General features: G+C 51.4%; 18 protein-coding genes. 14 read left to right on the forward strand and 4 right to left on the reverse strand.

The features are described 5' to 3' along the window. Positions 1-21 precede the first annotated feature (21 nt). The 5 genes from CBE73_RS01255 (at position 22) to CBE73_RS01275 (ending at position 7,051) form a co-directional block, all read left to right on the forward strand. A complete protein-coding gene (locus tag CBE73_RS01255) occupies positions 22-801 on the forward strand; it encodes a response regulator transcription factor (RefSeq protein ID WP_094092647.1) in 780 nt (259 codons plus the stop codon). Continuing rightward, the gene (locus CBE73_RS01260; RefSeq protein WP_094092648.1) at positions 798-2,531 is read left to right on the forward strand and encodes a sensor histidine kinase; all 1,734 of its coding nucleotides are present in this window, start codon (positions 798-800) and stop codon (positions 2,529-2,531) included. The genes CBE73_RS01255 and CBE73_RS01260 overlap by 4 nt, the downstream gene beginning before the upstream one ends. A gap of 104 nt (positions 2,532-2,635) precedes the next feature. After that, on the forward strand, positions 2,636-4,219 hold the full coding sequence (locus tag CBE73_RS01265; protein ID WP_174704637.1) for a methyl-accepting chemotaxis protein: 1,584 nt from the start codon (positions 2,636-2,638) through the stop codon (positions 4,217-4,219). A 153-nt stretch (positions 4,220-4,372) separates the two neighbouring features. Next, positions 4,373-6,100, forward strand: coding sequence for a glycoside hydrolase family 13 protein (locus CBE73_RS01270; RefSeq protein WP_280522999.1), 1,728 nt, complete (start codon positions 4,373-4,375; stop codon positions 6,098-6,100). 39 nt (positions 6,101-6,139) lie between these two features. Continuing rightward, positions 6,140-7,051 carry an NAD(P)/FAD-dependent oxidoreductase gene (locus tag CBE73_RS01275; RefSeq protein WP_094092650.1) on the forward strand — a complete coding sequence of 304 codons (912 nt, stop codon included), beginning with the start codon at positions 6,140-6,142 and terminating at the stop codon, positions 7,049-7,051. A gap of 114 nt (positions 7,052-7,165) precedes the next feature. On the opposite strand, the gene CBE73_RS01280 is transcribed toward CBE73_RS01275, so the two are convergent. Continuing rightward, the gene (locus CBE73_RS01280) at positions 7,166-7,354 is read right to left on the reverse strand and encodes a hypothetical protein (protein WP_094092651.1); all 189 of its coding nucleotides are present in this window, start codon (positions 7,352-7,354) and stop codon (positions 7,166-7,168) included. Between the two features lie 192 nt (positions 7,355-7,546). On the opposite strand from CBE73_RS01280, the gene CBE73_RS01285 reads away from it, so the two are divergent. Next, positions 7,547-8,056 carry a GNAT family N-acetyltransferase gene (locus CBE73_RS01285; protein ID WP_094092652.1) on the forward strand — a complete coding sequence of 170 codons (510 nt, stop codon included), beginning with the start codon at positions 7,547-7,549 and terminating at the stop codon, positions 8,054-8,056. Between the two features lie 40 nt (positions 8,057-8,096). Here CBE73_RS01285 and CBE73_RS01290 read toward each other — a convergent pair whose 3' ends face one another. Beyond that, complete coding sequence (locus CBE73_RS01290) at positions 8,097-9,338, reverse strand: MFS transporter (RefSeq protein WP_094092653.1); 1,242 nt, start codon at positions 9,336-9,338, stop codon at positions 8,097-8,099. Between the two features lie 275 nt (positions 9,339-9,613). Between CBE73_RS01290 and CBE73_RS01295 the strand changes: the two genes are divergently transcribed. Then, a complete protein-coding gene (locus CBE73_RS01295) occupies positions 9,614-10,981 on the forward strand; it encodes a hemolysin family protein (protein WP_094092654.1) in 1,368 nt (455 codons plus the stop codon). A 95-nt stretch (positions 10,982-11,076) separates the two neighbouring features. Here the strand turns inward: CBE73_RS01295 and CBE73_RS01300 are convergent, their stop codons facing one another. Next, positions 11,077-12,060, reverse strand: coding sequence for a TIGR03943 family putative permease subunit (locus CBE73_RS01300; RefSeq protein WP_094092655.1), 984 nt, complete (start codon positions 12,058-12,060; stop codon positions 11,077-11,079). A 27-nt stretch (positions 12,061-12,087) separates the two neighbouring features. Then, a complete protein-coding gene (locus CBE73_RS01305) occupies positions 12,088-13,104 on the reverse strand; it encodes a permease (protein ID WP_094092656.1) in 1,017 nt (338 codons plus the stop codon). A 307-nt stretch (positions 13,105-13,411) separates the two neighbouring features. On the opposite strand from CBE73_RS01305, the gene CBE73_RS01310 reads away from it, so the two are divergent. The 7 genes from CBE73_RS01310 to CBE73_RS01340 all read left to right on the forward strand — a co-directional run bounded on the left by CBE73_RS01310 (position 13,412) and on the right by CBE73_RS01340 (position 24,450). After that, positions 13,412-14,575, forward strand: a complete 1,164-nt coding sequence (locus CBE73_RS01310) for a glucose-1-phosphate adenylyltransferase (RefSeq protein ID WP_094092657.1) — start codon at positions 13,412-13,414, stop codon at positions 14,573-14,575. Further along, positions 14,572-15,675: a glucose-1-phosphate adenylyltransferase subunit GlgD gene (glgD, locus tag CBE73_RS01315; protein ID WP_094092658.1), complete on the forward strand. Its 1,104-nt coding sequence runs from the start codon at positions 14,572-14,574 to the stop codon at positions 15,673-15,675. The genes CBE73_RS01310 and glgD overlap by 4 nt, the downstream gene beginning before the upstream one ends. Positions 15,676-15,705: 30 nt before the next feature. Further along, on the forward strand, positions 15,706-18,144 hold the full coding sequence (locus tag CBE73_RS01320) for a glycogen/starch/alpha-glucan phosphorylase (protein WP_094092659.1): 2,439 nt from the start codon (positions 15,706-15,708) through the stop codon (positions 18,142-18,144). Positions 18,145-18,367: 223 nt separating this feature from the next. Beyond that, on the forward strand, positions 18,368-19,429 hold the full coding sequence (locus CBE73_RS01325) for a FecCD family ABC transporter permease (protein ID WP_094096063.1): 1,062 nt from the start codon (positions 18,368-18,370) through the stop codon (positions 19,427-19,429). Beyond that, complete coding sequence (locus CBE73_RS01330; RefSeq protein ID WP_373286392.1) at positions 19,426-20,457, forward strand: FecCD family ABC transporter permease; 1,032 nt, start codon at positions 19,426-19,428, stop codon at positions 20,455-20,457. The genes CBE73_RS01325 and CBE73_RS01330 overlap by 4 nt, the downstream gene beginning before the upstream one ends. Positions 20,458-20,556: 99 nt before the next feature. After that, positions 20,557-22,326 carry an ABC transporter ATP-binding protein gene (locus CBE73_RS01335; RefSeq protein WP_094092660.1) on the forward strand — a complete coding sequence of 590 codons (1,770 nt, stop codon included), beginning with the start codon at positions 20,557-20,559 and terminating at the stop codon, positions 22,324-22,326. A gap of 93 nt (positions 22,327-22,419) precedes the next feature. Continuing rightward, complete coding sequence (locus CBE73_RS01340; RefSeq protein WP_094096065.1) at positions 22,420-24,450, forward strand: Na+/H+ antiporter; 2,031 nt, start codon at positions 22,420-22,422, stop codon at positions 24,448-24,450. Positions 24,451-24,452 lie beyond the last annotated feature (2 nt).

Raw genomic sequence — 24,452 nt, forward strand, 5'->3', positions numbered from 1 at the left:
AGTTAAGGGGTCTGCTGGGGCATGTACAAACTGCTGATCGTGGAAGATGAAGAACTTATCCGAAGCGGAATTAAACGTTTTGTCCCGTTCGAGGAATTAAACATTGCCGAGATTTATGAGGCGGAGAACGGGGAGGAGGGGCTGGTAATTTTTCAGGAGCACAAGCCGGATCTTGTGCTCCTTGACATTAATATGCCCCGGATGAACGGACTGGATTTTGCCGCGAAAATCAAAGAATGGAAACCCGGGGTCAAGATCGCGATCATTACCGGCTACGATTATTATGATTATGCGGTAGCCGCGCTGAAATTGGGCGTCGATGATTACGTGCTTAAGCCGGTTTCGCGTGGCGATGTTTTTGAAGTATTAGGTAAATTGGTGCAGAAATTCAAGGATGAAGTCCAGCAGGCAGAAGTTCTGGCTCTTCTGAAGGAACTCCAATCTAACGGCGGCCAGCAGGAAGAAGCAGAACCGGCCGGCGAGAAGAAGCTGATAGCACAAGCAATAGGGGAGCATTTAGCCAACCCGGAGTTTTCATTAACGATGCTCTCGGAACAGATCGGGTACAGCCCGGGGTATATGAGCACGCTGTTTAAAAGACTTTATAATGTATCTTTTCAGGATTATATTGCCCATGAGAGGCTGGAGCGCGCCAAGCTCCAGCTTCTGACATCAAACAAAAAAATTTACGAAATCTCCGAAGAGGTTGGCTTTGACAATCCCAACTATTTCAGCTCCTCGTTTAAGAAGAAGTTTGGCATGTCGCCGCTTCAATATCGCGAAAGGATTAAAGAAGGATGAAGCTCTTTGTGCGCTCGCTTCAATTTCGTATCTCCTGGATTTATATCCTGATCAGCATTCTCGGCATAGGGGTTACCGGGGCAGTGCTGTATGCGGGCATTTCTCGCGTTGTGCTGCAGGAATCGGTAGATTCCAGCCAAATGGCCATTTCTAAAGGCGGGACCTATATCGTCATGTATCTCGACCGCCTGGAAGTGCTTGCCAAGACGCTGGCTGATAGCCCGCAGACCAAACGGACACTGGCTTCCAAGGACAAAACCGGGGAGCATGATGTGCTGACTTCCATTGAAAATGTAAGGGAAACCGATCCTTTTATCAAATCGGTTATTGTCATCGGCAAAGATGGTTATGTGCTTTCTAACGAAAAAAGTTTGAATATGACGCGATCTTCCAATATGATGAAAGAACCATGGTATGCAGCAGCCGTTCAAAGCAGGGTGCCTGCTTTGACTTCCGCACGGATGCAGAATTTTTCGATGAACAAAACGGATTGGGTGATCTCTATGAGCCAGGAAATCCGTGACGACTCAGGCCGAAACCTGGGCGTTGTTCTATTGGATGTTGAATATAAAGGGTTTGAGGATTATCTGAACAAGCTGAATCTTGGAAGCGAAGGTTATGTCTATATTCTCAACGATCAAAATGAAGTTGTTTATAACAAGGATGTTTCCTACTATACAGACCCCGCCAAGAGGCAGCAGTTAATTGCCTTGAAGGAGGGGCCGCAGGGCTACGATAAAGAACAAAACAGGCTGGTTTATCAAACCAGACTGGAAGGAACAGACTGGACTTTGGTAGGCGTGAGCTCCTTGGACGGACTTCGGCAAGTCCGAATCCAGCTGCAGCGGACTTTTCTAACGGTAGCTGCTGCTTTGCTGGTCTTAATTCTCCTTACGTCCCCATGGATTGCCAAGGGAATTACTCGTCCTGTCCGGAGGCTGGAGTCTGCCATGCAGCAGGTGCAGGGCGGCCTTTTGACGATCAGTGTCCCTGAAACGGGGGTCACGGAAGTGCAGGGGCTGGCCCGCCATTTTAATGTGATGGTTCAGGAAATCAGGCAGCTGCTCAAAGATAAGGAAGCCAAAGAGCAGGCTTTGCGGCTGCATGAGCTGAGCGTCCTGCACAGTCAAATCAATCCGCATTTTCTTTATAATACGCTGGACACGATCGTTTGGATGGCTGAATTTCAGGACACGGACAGGGTCATCGCTACAACTAAAGCCTTGGCGGAATTTTTTCAATTGTCCTTGAGCGGGGGCAGTGAATTTACCACCATTGAGAAAGAGTTGGCCCATGTATCGCAGTACCTGTTCATTCAGAAGGAACGATACGGAGACAAGCTTTCGTATGATATCAGCAGTGATTCGTCGGTGAAAGAAATCACAATCCCTAAAATTATTCTTCAGCCTTTAGCAGAAAATGCGTTATATCATGGGATCAGGGAAATGAGCGGCCCTGGTAAGATAGAAATCCGGTGCGGAAAGACGGAAGATGGCAGAATCGAGTTCATCGTCAAAGACGACGGGGCAGGATTCGATCCAGCCCGGCTTGGACAGATTTCAGGTAGTTCCAGGCTGGGCGGCGTGGGCATCCGAAATGTAGATGAACGCTTGAAGCTTTATTATGGTCCCCATTATGGTATTGAATTGCATTCCTCTTCGGGGAAGGGGACAGAAGTCATCATTAGTATTCCAGATCCGCAAAATACGAAAGGAGAACAAGAGAAATGAGCGTGAAATCGATTTCCACAACTTTAGAAAGTCCTTCTGCTTCAAGCCGTGTCAAGCTTCCTTTCTGGAGTCTTCCTCGTAAAATACTATTGATTCTTTTAATCATGTTTATTGTAATGGTCACTGTCTTGAGCACAGCGGTCCACCGGCAGGACCGGTCGCTGATTATGGATGAAAGTCTGGAACGAGCTGAAACGGTTATCCGTACTCTGGATGCGTTAATCAGTGACAGCAGCCAGTCTGCTATGCTTCAGCCTTACATTCTGGAACAGCTTAGAATGCAGCCTGACATTGAATCCATGTTAATTTATGAAGCTTCGGAAGACGGTAAAGTTATTGCTGCCAAAGAGCAATCCATGCTGGGCACCCCAATCCCGCCGGAGGTTCTGAATGCGGCGAAAGCAGATGAGCAGATTCAAAACTTTAAATCAAAAGAATTGGAACTAATTGCCCCGATACATATTGGCGAAACGTCGGCGTATGTCATCCAGGTTCTCTTTTCTTTAGAAAAAGAGTTTAAATCCGCTAATGACCTATTAGCGGACACCATTTTAATAGGTGTAGTCGTTCTCGTTATTTTCGGCATCCTTCTCTTTTTCCTTGTTAAGTGGCTTGTATCCAAACCGATTCGACAGGTTATGGGCGTGGCCCATGAAATTTCTGAAGGAAATCTGCTGGCTGACATACCGGCAAACCACAGGAAAGACGAAATCGGCATGCTGTTCCAATCCTTTACGAAGATGACAGACAGTCTCCGCTATTTGATCGGTAACGTCCGATTCGGAACTGCTCAGGTCAGCCTGGCGGTGAATCGCCTGGTCGAGAGTGCAGAAACAACCGAAACGGCTGCGCTTGAAATCTCTACGAATGTCAAGGAGCTTTCTGCAGGCAGCGATATGCAGCTTGGTCTAGCTCAGGATAATGCTGAAGCTATGGAAGAAATGGCATCCGGCGTCCTGCGGATCGCCGACTCCTCGCTTCGTGTGGCTGACACCAGCCAAGAGACGAGCCAGCTGGCCAATAAAGGGGACGAGTCGCTGCAGCAAAATGTGGAGCAGATGAAGCGGATTGAACAAACCGTTCAAATGCTGAACAACGCCCTTCACTCCCTGACAGGCAAAACGGAAAAAATCGAAGAAATGGTGAAATTGATTAACGAAATTTCGGCGCAAACCAATTTGCTGGCGTTAAATGCGGCCATTGAAGCTGCCAGAGCAGGTGATGCTGGCCGGGGATTCGGGGTCGTAGCCGATGAAATTCGCAAGCTGGCTGAACAAACCGAAAATTCCACGCATGAGATTTCCGAGCTTGTTCAATCCATCCGTGACGATTCCGTATCTTCTCTGACCTCGATGGAAGCTGTAAACAGCGAGGTAGTGGACGGAATCCGGCAGACGGAAGAAGCCGGTGTTATTTTCAAACATATTTTAGGGAAAATTGAAGAGGTCACCGCACATATTCAGGAGGTTTCTTCAGCGTCCCAGCAGATTTCTGCGGGAACCGAAGAGACGGCTGCTGCGATCTCCGAAACCTCCAGAATTGCCCGCGCAGCTTCCGAGAAAGCTCATGTTTCCTCGGACAATGTAACAGAGCAGCTGAATCAAATCAATGAAATCAAGAAATTGTCCGATCAAGTTAAACTGCTTATGAGTAATCTGCGCGAAACAGAGTCTGCATTTAAAATTTAATCTAAAATTAAAATTTGCAGCGGCTCAGGCGGCCTGCGGAAACCCGAAATGTTCGGGGATTCCGCAGGTCTTTTTTTATATCGTTATTAGGTTTCCGAGATCTGGTTAAAAATAAAGAAGGATGAGAATCTTAACTCATTAGGTTGAATCCAAATGCATTTGGCGTTTCGCGGCTGGAAGGAGGCGGAAGACTTGAAGGAGCGTTGGTGGAAGGAAAGTGTTGTGTATCAAATTTATCCGGTCAGCTTCCGGGATACCAACGGGGACGGCATAGGTGATCTGCGCGGCATTACGTCCAAATTGGACTATTTGAAAGATCTCGGCGTGGATGTAATCTGGGTATGCCCGATTTATAAATCGCCCAACCATGATAATGGCTATGATATAAGCGATTACTGCGACATTATGAAAGAGTTTGGCACCATGGAGGACTTCGACCGGATGCTGCGAGAAATTCATGCGCGCGGCATGAAACTTATGATGGACCTGGTTCTGAACCATACCTCTGATGAACATCCCTGGTTTCTGGAATCGGCTTTGTCCAAGGACAATCCCAAACGGGATTATTATATTTGGCGCAAAGGGAAGAACGACGGTCCCCCAAACAACTGGGAATCGTATTTCAGCGGATCGGTCTGGGAATACGACGCGAAAACGGACGAATATTATCTGCATCTGTATTCTAAACACCAGCCGGACCTGAACTGGGAGAATGAGACGGTCATCGACGAGCTGCACAACATGGTGCATTGGTGGCTGAAAAAAGGGGTGGACGGCTTCCGGTTTGACGCTATTGCCCATATCGTCAAAGCGCAAGGCTTTCCAGATGCCTCTAATCCATACAATACCAAAACGGTGCGGGCCTACGAGCTTTTCTCCAATCTGGAGAAAGTACACACACTGCTGCAGAACCTGAATGATAAGGTGCTCTATTTCTACGATATTATGACGGTTGGCGAAACCTCGGGTCTTGGACCGGAGCAGGCGCTCGATTACGTGGGGGATACCAGGCGGGAGCTCAATATGGTTTTTCAGTTTGAACATATGTTTCTGGACGCCATGTCGGCCGGGAGCGGGAAATGGGATTATAAACCCTGGAACCTGCTCGACTTGAAGAAAGTCATGAGTCTTTGGCAGACCGTCCTTCATAATAGAGGCTGGAATGCCAACTATCTAAATAACCATGACCAGCCCAGATCGGTCAGCCGCTTTGGCAACGACGGGAAATACCGGGTGGAATCGGCTAAAATGCTGGCGACATTTATCCATACGCTTGAAGGCACGCCGTATATTTACCAGGGTGAAGAAATCGGCATGACCAATGCTGATTTTACTTCCATTGAGGACTATAGGGATGTCGAAACCCTCAATTTCTATCAGGAAAGAATGCTGGAGGGCATGCCTGAAGAAGAGCTGCTGCAGAAGATCAAACGAAAGAGCCGCGATAACGCAAGAACGCCGATGCAGTGGGATGACAGCGAACATGGCGGATTTACGACCGGCACACCTTGGATCAAGGTGAATGGCAATTATAAGGATATCAATGTAGCCAAGGCCGTTAAAGATCCGGATTCGATCTATCATTACTACCGCAAGCTGATTGCCCTGCGTAAAGAACATAAAGTGATTGTTTATGGCGAATACAAGCTTTTGCTGCCGCTGCATCCGGAAATTTACGCTTACACCCGGACGCTTGAGGAGGATGGACTACTCGTGCTGCTGAACTTCTTTGACGAGGAGCCTGTCTGTGAACTGCCGGACGATATTCGGGGCAAGGAGCTGGAGCTGCTAATTTCCAATTACCAGCCGCAGCCGGGTGAGTCTATCGACAAGCTGAAGCTCCGTCCCTATGAGGCCCGAGTCTATAAGTTTAAAGTATGAGGATAGAAATGAATGCCGGATACAGGAGTGAGGAGAGACATGATTTATGATTGTTTGATCATAGGGGGAGGTATGGCAGGGCTGCAGGCGGCTATTCAGCTGGGCCGCTATTCTGTCCACCGCATCCTTGTGGTTGATGCCGGAACAGGCCGTTCAACGTTATGCCGGGAATACCATAATCTGCTCGGCTTCCCGGAAGGAATCTCCGGGGAGGAGCTGCGGAGCAGGGGCAGACGGCAGGCCGAGTCTTTCGGGGTTGAATTTACGGAGGACCGGATTGTGCAGGCCGAGAAGGCCAATGAGGGCTTCCGATTCACCGGAGCTTCAGGCAGCCGTTATGAATGCCGTACTGTACTGCTGGCCACCGGGCTGTCGGACCGTTATCCGGACATCCCGGGGCTGGAGCCAACCTTCGGGCGCAGCGTGTATGTATGCCCGGATTGTGACGGCTATGAAATTCAGGACCGGAACACGCTGGTTATCGGATCGGGCAATCCTGGCGCCAACATGGCGCTGCTCATGGCTGAACGGGCCAGAAGCCTGATCTACATTAATCATGAGAAAGCCCATGTGGATGAAGAGAAACACCGTCTGATGCATCAAGCCGGTATTCGTTACATGGAGCAGGAAGTGACAGAGATTATTCATGAAAATGACGGATACATCCAGGGCGCCATGCTGGAAGATGGCTCCTTGGTGGAAGCCGAGCGGGGGTTCATCGCTTTTGGCGGCAACCATGTCCATTCGGAGCTGGCAGAGCAGCTTGGGGTAGAACTCCATCACAATCGTCATGTGGAGGCTAATCCCCGTTCCAAAATGACGAATGTGGAGCACGTCTGGACCGCCGGCGATCTGGGGGTACACTCCGAGCTCGTTACGGCTGCCATGGGAGACGGGGCGATTGCCGCGGTTTGGATCAACAAAACGCTGCGCAAGCTGGAGCACGGATAAGCAGGCAGCTAAAGAACAGGTGCAGTACCAAATAAGTATCAAACAAAAAGCCGGAAGCCGCAAAAAAATGCGGCCCGGCTATTGTTTGATTGCTTATCAGCCTCAGATTCGCTATCAGGTTCTGCGGTTCTCTACACTCTTCATCCGGTTCTGATCATCATCCTGACGGTCGGTGCTGAACTCTTGTCCGGCCTCCACTTCGCCGCCTTCTGAAACGGACCTGGCGAAATTGGCAAATTCTTGTTTCTGCTGATTTAATTCCTGCTTGTGCTTGAGCAACTCATTTGGATCTTGAGTAGTCATTTGGAACTCCTCCTTTGAAGTTTCGGTGCACATTTATTATTACCCGGGGGAGGACGGGACAAACTTTTTGCGGGTGAAGAATGCCGTTTTGCTGAATGTCGTTTTATGGTATATTGATGATATTTATAGCAGTGCAGCAGCGGTCGGGAGGCATCGTGCCTTCCTTGCGGGATGAAGCGGAGGAGAAACAGCATGTCAGATCTTATTTATGAAATCAAAGACGCCGAGCTCGGCGACTTGGGAAGAATTGTCGAGATTTACAATTCCACGATTGCGGGGCGTCAGGTCACAGCTGATCTGGAGATGATCACGACGGAAAGCCGGATTTCCTGGTTCGAGCAGCACAGTCCGGAACTCCGTCCTTTATGGGTACTTACAATTGACGGACAAATCGCGGCGTGGCTCAGCTTCCAGTCTTTCTATGGAAGACCGGCTTATCTGGGCACGGCGGAGATCAGCATTTATATTGCTGAAGAATACCGTTCAAAGGGACTTGGCAGTATTCTTGTACGTCATGCAATCAACAAATGTCCGGAGATCGGCGTACATACCCTGCTCGGCTTCGTGTTCGGCCATAACGAGCCAAGTCTGCGGCTGCTTCGCAAGTTCGGCTTCGAAACCTGGGGCCATTTGCCAAAGGTGGCGAACATGGACGGGATTGAAAGAGATTTGATCATCGTCGGGCTGCGGGTAGTGGAATAGAAAAAGAAAACCGTCCGGAGTCATCCGGACGGTTATTCTTTTACACGGCAGGATCTGCCGTCTCCAAGCTTTTTCTTCTTCGGTACAGAAGAATCAGCAGGGCTGAGCCTGCAAAAGCGGCGCTTACCAGCCAGAGCGGGATGCGCGGGTCGATTGTGTAAGCCCAACCTCCAATAATGCCGGCCGGCGAGGTGAGCAGCAAAATAAACACAGAGAGCATCGAGAACATTTTGGCTCTCTTTTCATCATCAATTGCATTCTGGACGGCCGCTTCCAGATAAGGCGAGCTGATCATAAGTCCCACTGCCGAAAGCACCGTACTGGCTCCCACCCAGACCAAATTGCCGGTTGGATAAAGCACCAGCATCACATTGGATACCACGGACAACCAGAAGCCTGCGGTCATGGCCCGAGTCTCTGCGGAGGATGAAATCTTCGGCATGATCAGCCATAAGGCCAGCAGCATTATCGCCGAGGACACAGCCGGAAACAATGAAATCATTCCGCTTCCCATATGTAAATAATCTGCGAGATATAAGGACAGATAGGTCGTTTTCAGCGTGGCCTGAAAGTTAAACAGGATGTACACCCCAAAGATCAGCAGCAGGCTTCTGCTGCGCAGCATTTCTCCGATCGAGCCCCAGTAATCCGCCAAAATTTCTTTGAACCCGAGCTCCCGGGTTTCCTTCATCTTCCGAAGACCGATTTCCGTTTCCCGCGTCGTCAAATGGCGGCCGATAAATTGGATCGTCATCATGACGCAGGCTAGCACATACATGATCCGTACGCCGCTCACCAGTCCGTAGTGGGCGACGAGCAGTCCGCCCAGCGGGGCAAACAATCCTCCGATCACGCCGATGATTTGCAGCAGCGTAAAGACGTAAGTTCGCTCGGACGGCTTGGAGTCTTCAACGATCAGGCAATAGAATGCGGTGTTCGGCACTCGCTGAAATCCGTTAAGAAGAGCGGCGGCCACAAACAGCCAGACGTTATGCGAGACGGCCCATAATAAAGTGGCCAGCGTCCAGCTGAGCAGATCGAAATACAAAATCGCCCGCTTCCTGCCCATTCGATCCGTTAAATATCCGCTGATCAAAGAGGAGAATACTTGTACCACCAGCCCGATACTCGTGATCCATCCGATGGCGGTTTCCGTTAACCCAAGCTCATACATATACAAGGTGGCATAGGTGGTAAACATGCTGTAAGGAATCAGAAAAAGCGGCTCGAAAGCCAGAGATCCTCGGCTGTTCCCCTTAAGCCGGCTAAAAATTGGTCGCATTCGTTCAGGTCCCCCGGTCTACTAAAAGCTGAATTGGTCTATGCTGGCAAAACTATGTAAATGTTACTATAGTCTCTGCCGAAGCACAACCAGCATTTTTAGACATGTTTTCCCCAGACGATATGGGGGTTAACAGTCAATAAGCGGGTAATGTATAGAACATATGAGGAAACAGGAACCAGAAACAGGGAACCAGGAAACAGAAGATGGTCAGACGGGAGGTGTTTCTCCGGGCCTGAGCAGGAACCGTTTTTTAAGGCCTGGGAGGAGTTTAAATGGACATTGTTAAACTGATTGTGGTTATTTTGCTGATTTTATGTACGGCCTTTTTTGTGGCATCCGAATATTCGGTAATCCGGGTGCGTATATCCCGGATCGACCAGCTGGCAGCGGCGGGAAACAAGAAGGCGGCGGCCGTGCAGAGCATTCTGAGCAAACTGGACGAATACCTGTCGGCCTGCCAGCTCGGCAATACGTTGACAGCGCTGGCTTTAGGTTGGCTTGGGGAGTCAACCATTGAGCATTTGCTTGCTCCGGTATTCGAGCTGCTGCACGTGCCGGCTTCGATCGAATCCGTGATTTCCTTTCTGATTGCGTTCATGCTGCTGACGTTCTTTGAAGTCGTGGTCGGCGAGCTTGTGCCGAAATCGTTTGCGATTCAGATGGCGGAGCCGATGGCGATGTTTTTCAGCCGGCCGCTTATTGTTTTTTATAGATTGACTTATCCGATCAACTGGTTTCTGAGCCGTTCTTCCCGCCTGATCACCGGATGGTTTGGCGTGAAGCCGGCCGGACAGCATGAAACGGTGCAGACGGAAGCGGAGCTGCGGCTGGCCTTGTCCGAGGGCTACAAAAGCGGTCAGATCAATCCCTTTGAATACCGTTATCTGAACAATATATTTGAGCTGGACAAATTGGCCGTGCAGGGCATTATGGTTCCGAGAACAGAGATCAAGTCGGTTCCTCGGGATACGCGGCTGGCGGATTTTCTGAAAAATGAGGAAAGCTCCCGTTTTGCCTATTATCCGGTTACGCTCGACCATGACAAGGATCGGATTGTAGGGATCGTGGATACACGCGAGCTGCTCGGAAGTTTTATCCGCAGGAAGTCGGACGGTTCAGAGATGGTCGGCCAATTCACGAAACCTGTCATTCACGTGATCGACACGATCAGAGCCCAGAATTTGCTGCTGAAGATGCAGAAAGAAGGCATCAAGATGGCGGTGCTGCAGGATGAATTCGGCGGTACGACGGGTATCGTGACCATTGAGGATATCATCGAAAGCATTATCGGCGAGATCGGGGACGAGCCTTATTCGGCCGATCAGGCAGATGAGATCATCGAGCTTGAAGAGGGCTTATACCGGATCCATCCCAAAACCCCGCTGCATGAAATCAATAACCGGCTGCATGCCGGGCTTGAACCCGGTGAAGCGCACACGCTCGGCGGATGGATGCTGACCCGGAAATACGATATTGTAACCGGGGGCAGTCTTCGTTCCCGCAATTACTTGTTTACCGTTAAGGAGATGGAACGCGGACAACTGAAGTGGATTGAAGCACGCCGATTGTCCCGCGAGGAACAGGACGCGATGAAACAGACTGGAATGAAACAAAGCGGGCCGGAAGGAACCGAACACTAGAATAGAGGCATCCACCGTGAAAAATAAAATCTGCCCCCGTGGCTTCGGGTGAAACCGGAAGCAGGGGGCTTTTCAGGTTCGACGCTACAGCGGTTTTATTTGTTGCCGTTTTGATCCTGCTCAAAGGCAGCAACGGAATCAGCATTCGGATATACGTAAGGAACCGAAGGCTGCGCGGTGGCGTTTATTTGCGCGGCATCAATTTTTAATACCTGCTGGCCGCCGACCGTCTCGACATTGATTTTTCCGGTCACCTTTACCCAGGTGTCCTTGTTGAACGAAACAGCATTCTGCGGGGACTTGACCAGAACGCCAAAAGGAAGAGCGTCGGCCGTGCAGCATAAAACGAGGAACCGTCCAACGGCAAATTCTCCGGCTGGCTGCTCGAGTGCAGTGTCTTTATACACAAAGCCGGTCAGTGAAATGGATTTGCCGATAAAATCCTCTTTATACAGTTCTATCGCTCCAATGGTTTCCGAATAGATATCCGGTGTCACGTTGATGATCGGCTTTGCATAAAGAAGAGTCGCAAGCCAGGCGAATTCTTCGTTATATTCATCGGGCGCCGTAAAGACCTTCGCAGGTCTGACCGCCTGATTTGAAGATCCAGCCCCGGCTCCGGACCCCGCCCCGGACCCCGCCTCTTGCGGCGCTTCTTCTGCCGCCGGCCTTAGTGCGGCTTTCTCTTTGCTGACATGCTCCTCCTGAAGCGGGGAGGTCAGCGAGAAGCCTTTGGTAGACGCAGCCGCGCTGCCAAGGGCACGGTTGGGCATCAAGGCGCCGAAAGCGACCGGCAGCAGGAACAACACATAAATGGTCATTCTTTTGAACAACGATTTGGGCACCTCATGGCTGCAGCCGCAGACCGGATCGTCATCCGGAGCAATGGCCCGGTAGGCCGTAAATACTGCCATAAGCCCGAGCAGAATCGGGCAGAGCAGCATCCATTTTTCCATCCGGGGGGCCAGATAGTAATGCAGAGCATTGGTTTTGACCAGGCTGCCGATATAGAGAGCTAAAGCGAACATAAGGGCCGCCTGCAATCCATAATGCAGCCTGGACGAAGGGGAAATGTTCATAACAAACCTCCTTCCGGCATAAATGAATTAAGAAATCAGGAACCGGTCCGTAAGCAGACAGCCGGCCAGCACCAGGGGAGGAACGATCAGCATCAGACCGATAACAAATTTGGTTTTAAAGGCGGACAGCAGCATCAGCATGTTCTTGAAATCCAGCATAGGTCCCAGCACCAGGAAGGACAGCAGGGCGCCATGTGAGAATGTATGCATAAAGGTAGAGGCTACAAAGGCATCCGAGGTGGAGCAAAGCGATAAGATAAAACCCAGGCCCATCATAAAGGCATAGGAAGCCGCAGGTCCGCTGCTGTAAGCGGCCAGTGCATCGCGGGAGACGAAGGTTTGCAGGGCGGCCGTGATCAGGCAGCCGATAATAAGGTATTTGCCCGCATCAAGAAAATCATCCGAAGCATGCTGGAACAAAGCGGCAATCCGGGTCTTGAGCGAGTGGCCGCCGCCGAACCATTTCACTTCGATATGTTCATGTCCGGAGCTGTCAGCAAGCGTGTGACGAAGCGGGTTTCTCCGCACTGTCAGGTACAGGATGAAGCCGGCCGCCGCCGAAACGAACAGGGCAATGCCAAGCCGGGCGTAGACCATTTCCGGATGCCCCTGAAATGCAAGGGCAGTTGCGCCAAATACGATCGGATTCACGATCGGCCCGGACAGCAGAAAGACGGTGGCCACATAAGCCGGCATGCCTTTTTGCACAAGCCTTCTTACAAGTGGAATCATACCGCATTCACAAACGGGGAACAGCGCCCCAAGCAGACAGGCCATAGCAATACCTGCTACGGGGTTTTTCGGCCATTTGCGTGCCAGGAAATCCTCAGGCATGATAAGATGAATCATAGAAGAAACGAGTGCTCCAAAAAGGATAAAGGGCACCGCTTCGAGAAATATACCGAGGAAATGATTTTTAAAAGTGGCCAAACCGGCGCTTCCAGCCAAGGCGCTCAATTTGGGCGCCATGACAACCAGGCAGGCCAAGAACAAAGAGAAAGGGAGGATCAGGGAAACCCGTTTCAAAACCGCAGCAGCATTCATTATTCACACTCCGATTACGCTTTTAGAAGTTCTTGTCCTCTATCTATTGTATTTGCGCATCAAGCCGAATATGACTTTCCATTCTAGCATTCTCTTTTTTGGACCAGCCGATTTTGCCTCTCGATTTGTTAGTCAGCGATTAACGAAACTTCACACAGGTTAAACATGAGTATCGACCATTCCGAACATAAGGCTCTCCAGTAATGTAGAAGAGGGTATCCTTGACAACCAAACAAACCGGCAAATTTGCGGTTTCCATCCATGGAAGAATTCCGAATGTATGAAGAAACTGGAGGAGGCAGACAGGATGAAAAAAGAAGTCGTAGCCATGCTGTTAGCCGGCGGACAGGGGAAACGCCTGAAGGGGCTGACTAAATCCCTCGCCAAGCCGGCTGTTTATTTTGGCGGCACATACCGGATCATAGATTTCCCGCTCAGCAACTGTACCCACTCAGGCATCGACACCGTTGGTGTTCTGACTCAATATGAGCCGCTTGTCCTGCACTCCTATATTGGGGTAGGCAGCGACTGGGACCTGGATCGAAGAGGCGGTGGTGTATACGTTTTGCCTCCACATGAAAGGGAGAACGGCAGCAGCTGGTATCAGGGAACGGCAGACGCCATTTATCGGAATATGAATTTTATCGAGCAGTTTGACCCTGAACATGTGCTTGTCCTGTCCGGCGACCATATCTATAAAATGGATTACAATGAAATGCTGCATTTTCACAAAGAGAAAGACTCGGACTGCACGATTTCCGTTATTGATGTAACCGTCCAGGAAGCGACGCGGTTTGGCATTTTGAATACGAACGATGATTTAAGCATCTATGAGTTTGAAGAGAAACCAAGTGCGCCCAAAAGCACGCTGGCGTCTATGGGCATCTATTTGTTCAAGTGGGAGGTGCTGAAGCGTTTCCTGATCGAAGACAAAAAGACGGAGACGTCCTCGTATGATTTCGGGAAGGACATTATTCCGCTCCTGCTGGCAAACAACAAGAAGCTGTACGCCTATCCGTTCAGCGGATATTGGAAGGACGTGGGTACGATCCAAAGCTTGTGGAGCGCCAACATGGATTTGCTGTGCGAGGAACCCGAGCTGAATCTGAATGATCCTTCCTGGCGTATTTACACAAAAAGTCCTAATCAGCCGGCGGAATTTATCGCTCCGGACGCCAAGCTCAGCAACTGCATGATCAATGAAGGCTGCGTTGTTCACGGCGAAGTCAACCATTCCATTTTATTTTTTGGCGTTGAAGTGGGGGAAGGCAGTGTGATCAAGGACTCCGTTATCCATCCGAAAGTGAAGATCGGGCGGGGCGTCCGAATCTATAGAGCGATTGTGAACGAAAGTATGGTCATCCCGGACGGAACCGTGATCGGCTCCGAGGATTCCGTCGACATTGTGCTTGTCCACGCCGATGACTTTATAGCCAGCCCGGAAAGCGAAAGGGAGGCGATGAAACGATGAAAGAATTGATAGGCGTCATTAATTTGGACGATGAACTGGACCAGTTGAATGAATTGACTTATTTCCGCTGCGGCGCCGCTGTTCCTTTCGCCGGACGTTACCGGCTGATCGATTTCGTGCTGTCCAACATGACCAATGCGGGGATCGTCGATATTGCTTTGTTTGTCCGCCGGAAATACCGCTCACTTATGGACCATTTAGGGGAGGGCAAGTCCTGGGACTTGGACCGTAATCACGGCGGATTGTTTATTCTGCCTCCGGACTGGAACGACCCGACGGATATTTCGCAGGGGGACCTGCAGCATGTTCACAATAATCTGGATTTCTTCTACCGCAGTTCGGGCAGTCATATGATTCATTCCGGAAGCCGGCATATCAGTAAAGTCAATCTGCGTGAGGTCTACAAGCAGCATATGGACAGCGGCGCGGACATTACTCTCATCTATAAGCCGGTTGCGGAGCTTCGTCCCGAGCATGAAGCCTGCCTGCGGATGGATGTGGATGAGCAGGGCCGGGTGACGGATATCCATAAAGAGCTGGATCATCCGAATCTGTACATGGAAATGTTTATCATGGACAAATATAAATATTTAGAGCTGGTCAAGGACTGCATCGCACACGGTAAGAACCATTTCTTCCAGGACGCCATTCAGGAGAACCGGGACCGTTTGAAGATCGGCGCCTACAAGTATAACGGCTATCATGCTGTCATTAACTCGGTCGAAAGCTACTTCGCCAACAGCATGGAGCTGCTGTGCAGAGAGAACTACGAAGACCTGTTCCGGGAAAATCCGATCCGTACCAAAATCAAATACGAGGTTCCGGCCAAATATCTGGAGAACGCGGACGTTAAAAATTCGCTGGTAGCCAACGGCTGCACCATAGCAGGCCAGGTAGAGAATAGCATCCTCTTCCGCGGTGTTCAGGTTGGCAAGGGAGCCCGCATTTCAAACTCCATTCTGATGCAAAAATGCGTCATTGAAGAGAACGCAGTAATCGAGAACGTGATCATGGATAAAGATGTCCGCTTGTCCGGCGGCGTAACGCTGGTGGGCGATTCCAGGAAACCGTTTGTTATTGCGAAGAGCAGCCAAATCTAAAGGACGCGCGCTAGTCAGGAGGAAATTATTTTGTTCAAAGACAAGGAAACGTTTAAACATGCGTTTACTAAGCAGTTGGTCGACAAGCTCGGAGTCACGCTGGAAGAAGCAACGGAGTCTGATGTCTACAAAATCCTCAGCGGCATGATCCGTGAACAGATCGGCCGAGACTGGGCCGAGACCAACACCACCTACAAGGAGCAAAAGGAGAAGCAGGTTTACTATTTCTCCATGGAATTCCTGATCGGCAGACTGCTTGGAAACAACCTGCTGAATCTTGGCGTTCTAAACCTGGTGAAGGAAGGTCTGGCGGAGCTGGGGTACCCTTTTGAAGAAGTGGAAGAGCAGGAAAGCGACGCGGGACTCGGGAACGGCGGGCTCGGCCGGCTGGCCGCCTGCTTCCTCGACTCGCTGGCTTCTCTGCAATATGCCGGGCATGGCACGGGCATCCGGTATAAATACGGCTTGTTTGAACAGAAGATTCTGGACGGCAACCAGGTGGAGCTGCCCGACTATTGGCTGCAGAAAGGCAATGAATGGGAGGTCCGCCGGCCGGATAAGCAGGTGGAGGTGCGTTTCTGGGGGAATGTCGTAACCCGGGAGGTGCAGGGACGCCTTATCTTCGAGACGGTTCAATATGAAGCGGTGCGGGCGGTCCCTTACGATGTGCCGATTATTGGCTTCGGGCACTCTCCTATTAATACGCTCAGGCTTTGGAGCGCGGAATCGATGATGGACCCGTTCCGCCAGCCTTACGGGCAGGAAGGCAGTTATTATCGTTATCTGGATTACAGCCGCTCCGTGGAATCCATCTCCGAGTTCCTGTATCCGGACGATTCGCATTATGAAGGCAAGCTTCTGCGCCTAAAACAGCAGTATTTCTTATGCTCCGCCGGGGTACAGAGTGTGCTTCGCACGTTTGGGAAGCTGAATCTGCCGCTGACGGAGCTTCCGAAGAAGGTAGCCATCCAAATCAACGATACCCACCCGACCCTGGTCATTCCGGAACTGATGCGGCTCTTGATTGACGATAACGGGTTTGGCTGGGATGAAGCTTGGGACATTACAAACCAGGTGGTAGGCTACACCAACCATACGATTTTAAGCGAAGCGCTGGAGAAATGGCCGCAGCAGATGGTCAAGGAGCTGCTTCCGCGCATCTATATGATTATTGAGGAAATCGACCGCCGTTTCCGGATCCAGTTGAGCGAACGTTATCCCGATCAGCCCGAGCGGGTATCCCGGATGGCGGTTGCGGAAAATAATCAGATCCGGATGGCTCATCTCGCCATTCACGGCGGGCACTCGATCAATGGTGTAGCTGCGCTGCACACGGAGATTTTGAAGAAACGCGAGATGAAGGATTTCTATGAACTGTATCCGGAACGTTTTAATAACAAAACCAACGGGATTACGCATCGGCGCTGGCTGCTGTACGCGAACCCTGGCTTGGCGGCGCTGGTGAATGATTGTATTGGCACAAGGTGGATCAAACATCCGCAGGAGCTGAACAGTCTCATTAAATGCTGCGAGGACAGCAGGTTTCAGGACGAAGTCGCCAAAGTGAAAAGCCGGAATAAAGAGAGGCTCGCTCAGTACATTCTGGATAAGCAGGGAATTGTAGTCAATCCGGATTCCTTGTTTGATATTCAGGTCAAACGGCTTCATGCATACAAACGCCAGCTGCTGAACGTATTCCATATCCTCCATTTATACAATCAGCTTAAGGAAAATCCCCAGATGGACATTGTGCCGCGCACCTTCGTCTTCGGGGCCAAAGCCGCGCCAAGCTATTATCTGGCCAAACGGATCATTAAGCTGATCAACACAGTTGCTGCCCGTATCAACGGGGATAAGGCGGTTAACGAGGTGCTGAAGGTGATTTTCTTGGAAAATTACTCTGTCTCTCTCGCCGAAAAGATCATCCCGGCCGCCGATGTCAGCGAACAAATTTCAACGGCCAGCAAAGAGGCCTCTGGTACCGGCAACATGAAATTTATGATGAACGGAGCATTGACGGTCGGCACCATGGACGGGGCCAACGTGGAAATGCATGAAATGCTTGGCGGCGACAATATGTTTATCTTTGGCCTGAACGCCGAACAGGTGCAGAATTTCTATCAGTGCGGGGGTTACTCGGCCTGGGATATGTACAACAGCGATTCACGGATTCATGAGGTCATGGACCAATTGATTACGCCGGGACTGATTTGCTCCCAAGCCAACGAATTCCAGGATATTTATCAGTCGATTCTGGATCATAATGATGAATATTTTGTGCTGAAGGATTTCTCTGGTTATGTTGAAGCCCACTTAAAGGTCGATCTGGCTTACCGCAACAAACCTGACTGGCAGAAGAAAGCCATACTGAACATCGCCCACTCCGGTAAATTCTCCAGTGACTGCACGATCCGCGAGTATGCATCCGAAATCTGGAGACTTAACCCGGTGCGGCGGAATGGTAAATAACGGAGCAGGCCGATCCAGCAGTTCCTAACAAGTTCCGCTTATAAGCCTGAAAAAGAAAGGCGCCTTAAGGGTCAGTACCTGACTTTAAGGCGCCGCTTTCAGGTTGTGGCTGCAAAAAAGATTGACGCTGAGAATGATTATCAATAAAATGAAAGCTATATGGTTTAAATAGCTTGTCATACTTACATAGATTGACAGCAAGGAAGATAGGAGCAGATGGATGATGGAAGCAACCTCATCAAGTACGGCGGCGCCTGAAGGCACCCCGCAGGAACATAAACCGAAAGGCCGTCCGCTTGCGGCGGTTACCATTCTAATCGGTGGAGCGGGGCTGCTTGTGCTGGCACTGCTGGTCTCGATTTCGGTTGGCTCGATTTCCATTCCGCTAGGGACCGTCTGGCAGGCATTGTTTCACTTTAACCCGGATGTGACGGATCATCAGGTCATCCGGGAAGTCAGGCTGCCAAGGGCGCTGGCCGGCGTTCTGGTCGGAGCGGGGTTGTCTGTTTCTGGCGCGGTCATGCAGGGGATGACCCGCAACCCGATTGCCGATCCGGGTTTGCTGGGATTAAATGCAGGGGCGGGGTTTGTGCTCGCGGCTATGTTTGCCTTCTTCCCCAATATGTCCTATATGACTTTGATTTTATATTCCTTCGTTGGCGCGGGGATCGGGGCAGGTCTTGTGTTCGGAATCGGTTCCTTGTCCAAATCAGGGCTGACGCCGATGAGACTCGCCCTTTCGGGCGCTGCCGTCAGTGCGCTGCTGTCGGCTTTGGCTGAAGGGATTGCCGTGTATTTCAAAATCGGACAGGATCTTGCCTTCTGGTATGCCGGCGGGTTGGCGGGCATTCATTGGACCCAGGTCAAAATTATGTTCCCTTGGGTCGCTGCCGCTTTGATTGGAGCGATGTGCCTATCCCGTTCCATTACGGTATTGAGCTTGGGGGATGAAGTTTCTTCGGGTCTCGGGCAGCGGAACGGGCTGATCCGCCTGGGCGGCACGCTGGTTGTGCTGGTGCTCGCCGGTGCGGCCGTTTCCGCGGTTGGAGCAATCGGTTTTCTTGGCCTGCTGATTCCGCATATCGTACGTTATTTGGTTGGTGTCGATTACCGCTGGGTGATTCCATGCTCAGGCCTGTTCGGCGCTTTGCTGATTGTAGTAGCGGATATAGGCGCGCGGGTCATCAACCCGCTGCAGGAAGTGCCGGTCGGCGGGTTGATCGCCTTAATCGGCGTGCCGTATTTCCTGTACCTCGTCCGGAAAGGAGGGCGGGGAATCCGATGAAAATGTCTCCTTACGGTCATTTAGCCCAAAGATCAAGAAAGACGATCTGGACCGCGCTGATTCTGGTTATCCTGATCCTTGCGGTGTTTCTGCTGAGTATGAACCTGGGCGCGGTTCGGATGACGCCGCAGGATGTCGTCAAGACATTATTTGGAGGCGGTGACGCCCGGCAGCACCTTGTCTTATTTACGCTTCGACTGCCCCGAATTGTTATCGCGCTGCTGATCGGGGCGGGACTTGCAGTATCAGGTGCCGTGATGCAGGGCTTAACCCGTAATCCGCTGGCTGAACCTGGTATTCTCGGGATTAATGCCGGTTCGGGTCTGGCGATTATGCTGTACGCTTCCTATTTCCCGGTGGTCACTCTGGGCACCGCCTTTATGATGCCGCTGTGTGCGCTGGTCGGAGCCGGGCTTACCGCTGTGCTGATCTACGGTTTGGCCTTTAAAAAGTCCGAAGGGCTCTCTCCGTCAAGCTTGGTGCTGAACGGTATCGGGATTGCCGCGGGCATCAGCGCGGCGATGATTGTTCTGGCCGTCCGGCTCACGCCGGAGAAATACCAATCGGTATACATCTGGCTGGCCGGCAGCATCAGTGGAACTACATGGAACTACGTGTTAGCGCTGCTGCCGTGGATTCTCATTCTCGTCCCTTTTGTGATCTACAAAGCCCGCGTGCTGAATGTGCTTGTGCTGGGGGACAAGACGGCGCTTGGTCTGGGCGCGAATCTGGACAGGGATCGATTAGGCCTGCTTGCCGCGGCCGTTGGACTGGCTGCGGCGAGCGTTGCGTCGGGCGGTGCCATCAGCTTTGTGGGATTGATCGGTCCTCATTTGGCCAGAAGGCTTGTGGGCCCGAACCATAAATATCTGCTGCCGGTGTCGGCGCTGCTAGGTGCTCTGCTGGTGCTGACTGGCGATACGATTGGCCGCTCGGTGATGCATACCGGCGAGGTGCCGACCGGCATCGTGGTTGCTGTCATCGGTGCCCCTTATTTTCTTTATTTGCTGGCCAAAGCCAAAGCATAGGGAAGTTGAGTTTTCGATAACCAAGCCGCCCGTTCCGCCAAGGGACCGGACGGCTTGGCTTTCTTTTTTTGAAATTTTTCCGAAATAAAGGAGATAGACATGCAATTATTGCGGCGATTTTTTTCTTATTACAAACCTTACAAGAAGCTGTTTCTGCTCGATTTCGGCTGTGCCGTCATTGCCGGTCTGCTGGAGCTCGGATTCCCGGTTGCTGTTAACAAGGTGGTCGACAAGCTGCTGCCAAGCGGCGACTGGAGTCTAATCTTCTGGGCCTGTCTGGGCCTGCTCGCCATTTACGTGCTGAACGCCTTTATGCAGTACATCGTTACGTATTGGGGCCATATGCTTGGCATCAACATTGAAACGGATATGCGGCGGAACCTGTTCGGGCACCTGCAGAAGCTGTCCTTTCGGTTCTTCGATAACAATAAAACCGGTCATCTGCTGACCCGTTTTACCAGCGACCTGATGGAGATCGGCGAGGTGGCTCACCATGGCCCCGAAGATATGTTCATCGCGCTTATGACGCTGATCGGCGCATTCCTGCTGATGGTGTCGATCAACTGGAAGCTGGCCGTGCTGACCTTCATCATCGTGCCGTTTATCATCGTGCTGGCGCTGTATTTCAACAAAAAGATGACTGGAGCCTTCCGGCGCATGTACTCGGATATTGCCAATTTCAACTCGCGCCTTGAAGATAATGTGGGCGGGATTCGCGTTGTGCAGGCCTTCGCCAATGAGCAGCATGAAATGAAGCTGTTCGCCGAGAACAACCGCCAGTTCCGGTTAACCAAGCTGATTTCGTACAAAATTATGGCTTTCAATACGTCGATCAGTTATATGCTGATGCGCCTAGTCTCGCTGTTTGTCCTGATCTGCGGTGCCTGGTTCGTGATCCGCAAGGAGCTGACTTACGGGGAATTTATCGGCTTCCTGCTCCTGTCGAACATTTTCTTCCGGCCGATCGAGAAGATTAATGCCGTTGTCGAAACGTACCCGAAAGGGATCGCCGGGTTTAAACGTTACGTAGAAATCATGGACACCGAGCCGGATATTGCTGACGCTCCTGACGCCGTGGAAGCCGGGAAGCTGAGCGGGGACATCCGGTATGAGAATGTATCCTTCGGTTATGAAGGCAAAGAAGCGGTGATTAGCAATATTACGCTCGCCATCCGTCCCGGCGAAACTGTTGCTTTTGTCGGCCCGTCAGGCTCCGGTAAAACGACGCTGTGCAGCCTGCTCCCGCGTTTCTATGAAGCGGACAGCGGAAGAATCACTATCGATGGCAAGGATATTCGTCAGATGAAGCTGAATTCGCTGCGCGAGCAGATCGGGATCGTTCAGCAGGATGTGTTCCTGTTCTCCGGGACGATCCGGGAAAATATCGCTTACGGCCGGCTTGGAGCCTCCGAAGAGGATATTTGGGCAGCGGCGCGTCATGCCCGCCTGGAAGACATGCTGCGCGATCTGCCGGAGGGGCTGGATACCGTGATCGGTGAACGCGGCGTGAAGCTGTCCGGCGGACAGAAGCAGCGCTTGTCCATCGCCCGTATGTTCCTCAAGAATCCGCCGATTCTAATTCTGGATGAGGCGACCTCGGCGCTCGATACGGAGACGGAAGCCGCCATTCAGCAGTCGCTGATGGAGCTTTCGGAAGGCCGGACAACGCTTGTGATCGCTCACCGGCTGGCGACGATCAAACATGCCGACCGCATCGTTGTGGTGACGCCGGACGGCATATCAGAGCAGGGGACCCATGAAGAGCTGCTGCAGGCGGGAGGTTTGTACAGCCGTCTGCATGCTGCCCAGTTTGGGCATCTAGCAGAAGAGGTTAACCCGGCTTTGTTGGCGGGTTCCACGAAGGAGTAAATTTAGCAGTCATTCCTATTCATTTTGCATGAAGTGGATATAATGGAAGGAGAAATCTTTCCAAATGAGAACAAGGAGGAGCCAATCCGTCCCATGGAAATATTTTTTAGCGTCCTGATTTTATTGGGGCTGATCGGCTTGTCGAATCTGTTAAACCGGTTTGCGCCATTTGTGCCGGTGCCTTTGTTTCAGATTGCGTTAGGCGCTGTGATCAGCATTATTCCGCCCCATATTCATCTTCCGCTGAATCCGGAACTGTTTTTTGTCCTGTTTATCGCACCGCTGCTTTATAACGATGGGAAAAAAACGCCGCGCGACGAGCTGTGGAGCCTGCGCGCCCCGATTCTGCTCATGGCTTTGGGCCTCGTCTTCGCAACGGTGGTGGTAGCCGGATATTTTATCCATTTCCGCATTCCGTCCATTCCGCTTGCAGCGGCGTTTGCGCTGGCCGCAATCCTGTCGCCGACCGATGCGGTGGCAGTCAGCTCGATCGCCAGCAGAATCAAGCTGCCTAGAAGAATCCTGCGTCTACTGGAGGGCGAGTCGCTGATGAATGATGCCTCAGGCCTTGTCGCTTTCAAATTCGCGGTAGCGGCGGCTGTAACCGGCGTATTTTCGCTCGTCGATGCGACGCTCAGCTTTTTCCTGATTGCGATCGGCGGTTTGCTTATCGGTGCAGTTTTGGCGCTGCTGATCTACCGCCTGCAGGGCTGGATCCGCAGCTTGGGTATGGAAGATGTGACCTTGCTGATGCTGGTGCAGATTCTGACCCCGTTTCTAATTTACCTGATCGCCGAAGAGATTGGGGTTTCCGGTATTCTTGCTGTCGTGGCGGCTGGCCTTGTTCATTCGATTGACACGGACCGGATCAGCTCGCCCCATTACCGGCTTCGGATTACCTCGGACAGCACCTGGTCGGTCATTTTATTTCTGCTGAACGGGCTTGTTTTTGTCATTCTTGGTTTGCAGCTGCCCGATGTGGGCCGGGTCATATTTAATGATCCTAACTTCAGCAACGGCCGGGTGCTGGGTTATATTGTCCAGATTTCCTTGCTTCTCCTTGCTCTGCGCTTTGTGTGGGTATATCTGTTCTGGCGCGTGGGGAACGGGGATCAGCAGGAACAGAGCGAACTGGACAGTCACCGCTTCAAAACGTCGCTGCTAATCTCACTGTCTGGTGTGAGGGGAACGGTTACGCTGGCCGGTGCATTTTCTATTCCTTTTATGCTTGGAAACGGTGCTTCATTTCCAGAACGGAACCTGATCATCTTTATCGCTGCCGGAGTTATTTTGTTCTCCCTGCTGACAGCCAGCATTGTGCTGCCGCTCTTGTCCCGAGACCCAAATGCGGAGGACGAACAGGCAGAGAAACAGCAGGAGCTTACGGCCCGGGTGGCTCTGCTGCAGAAAGCCATCTCGGTGACGAAAGAAGAGATGACTCCCAGCAACCAAAGGGCGGCTATGGAGCTTATCTCCTATTACAATCAGGAAATCCGTGAGATGCAGTCGCTTGTCGCCAGTGATATTGATCTATACCAGGAAACGGAATGCGAGATTCGGCTGCTTGGGATCAAAGCGGAAAGAGCTGAGATTGAATTGCTCCTTTCACGGGGAGAAATTGCCGAGCAGGTCGCTTCCAAATTTTTTGATATGATCGATGAAATGGAATACATGCTGACTACCCGCAGGAAGTTCAGCATGAGGTTTTCCTTCTTGCGGCTCATCTTCCGCCGGCTGTTCAACAAGCTGTTCCGGCCTTCCGCGGTCACGCGGGAGAAAGACAAGCTGGAGGAATACAAAGAGGCCAAGCTCAAAACCTGCCAGGCGGCCATCCAGGCGATCTCCAATAATCTGTGCGCGGAGAACCGGATGATCTCCACGGGAGTCATCACGCGCTATAAGGAAATGATCTACCGCCTCAGTTCTTCCAGGGAGGCGGCTGAATCGCCGCAAGTCAAGGCCTATAAGAAAGAGCTGAGAATGAAAGCGGTGCAGGCGGAGCGGGATGAGGTACAGACCATGTATGAGAAAGGCAGTATATCCCGCTCCGTAGCCAACAAACTCCGCCAGTTCGTCAATATGGTGGAAGCTTCCCTGCTGGATGAGGAGCCCGAGCACGGCTGACC

Origin of the sequence: Paenibacillus physcomitrellae (genome assembly GCF_002240225.1) — a bacterium.
GTDB classification, from domain to species: domain Bacteria; phylum Bacillota; class Bacilli; order Paenibacillales; family Paenibacillaceae; genus Fontibacillus; species Fontibacillus physcomitrellae.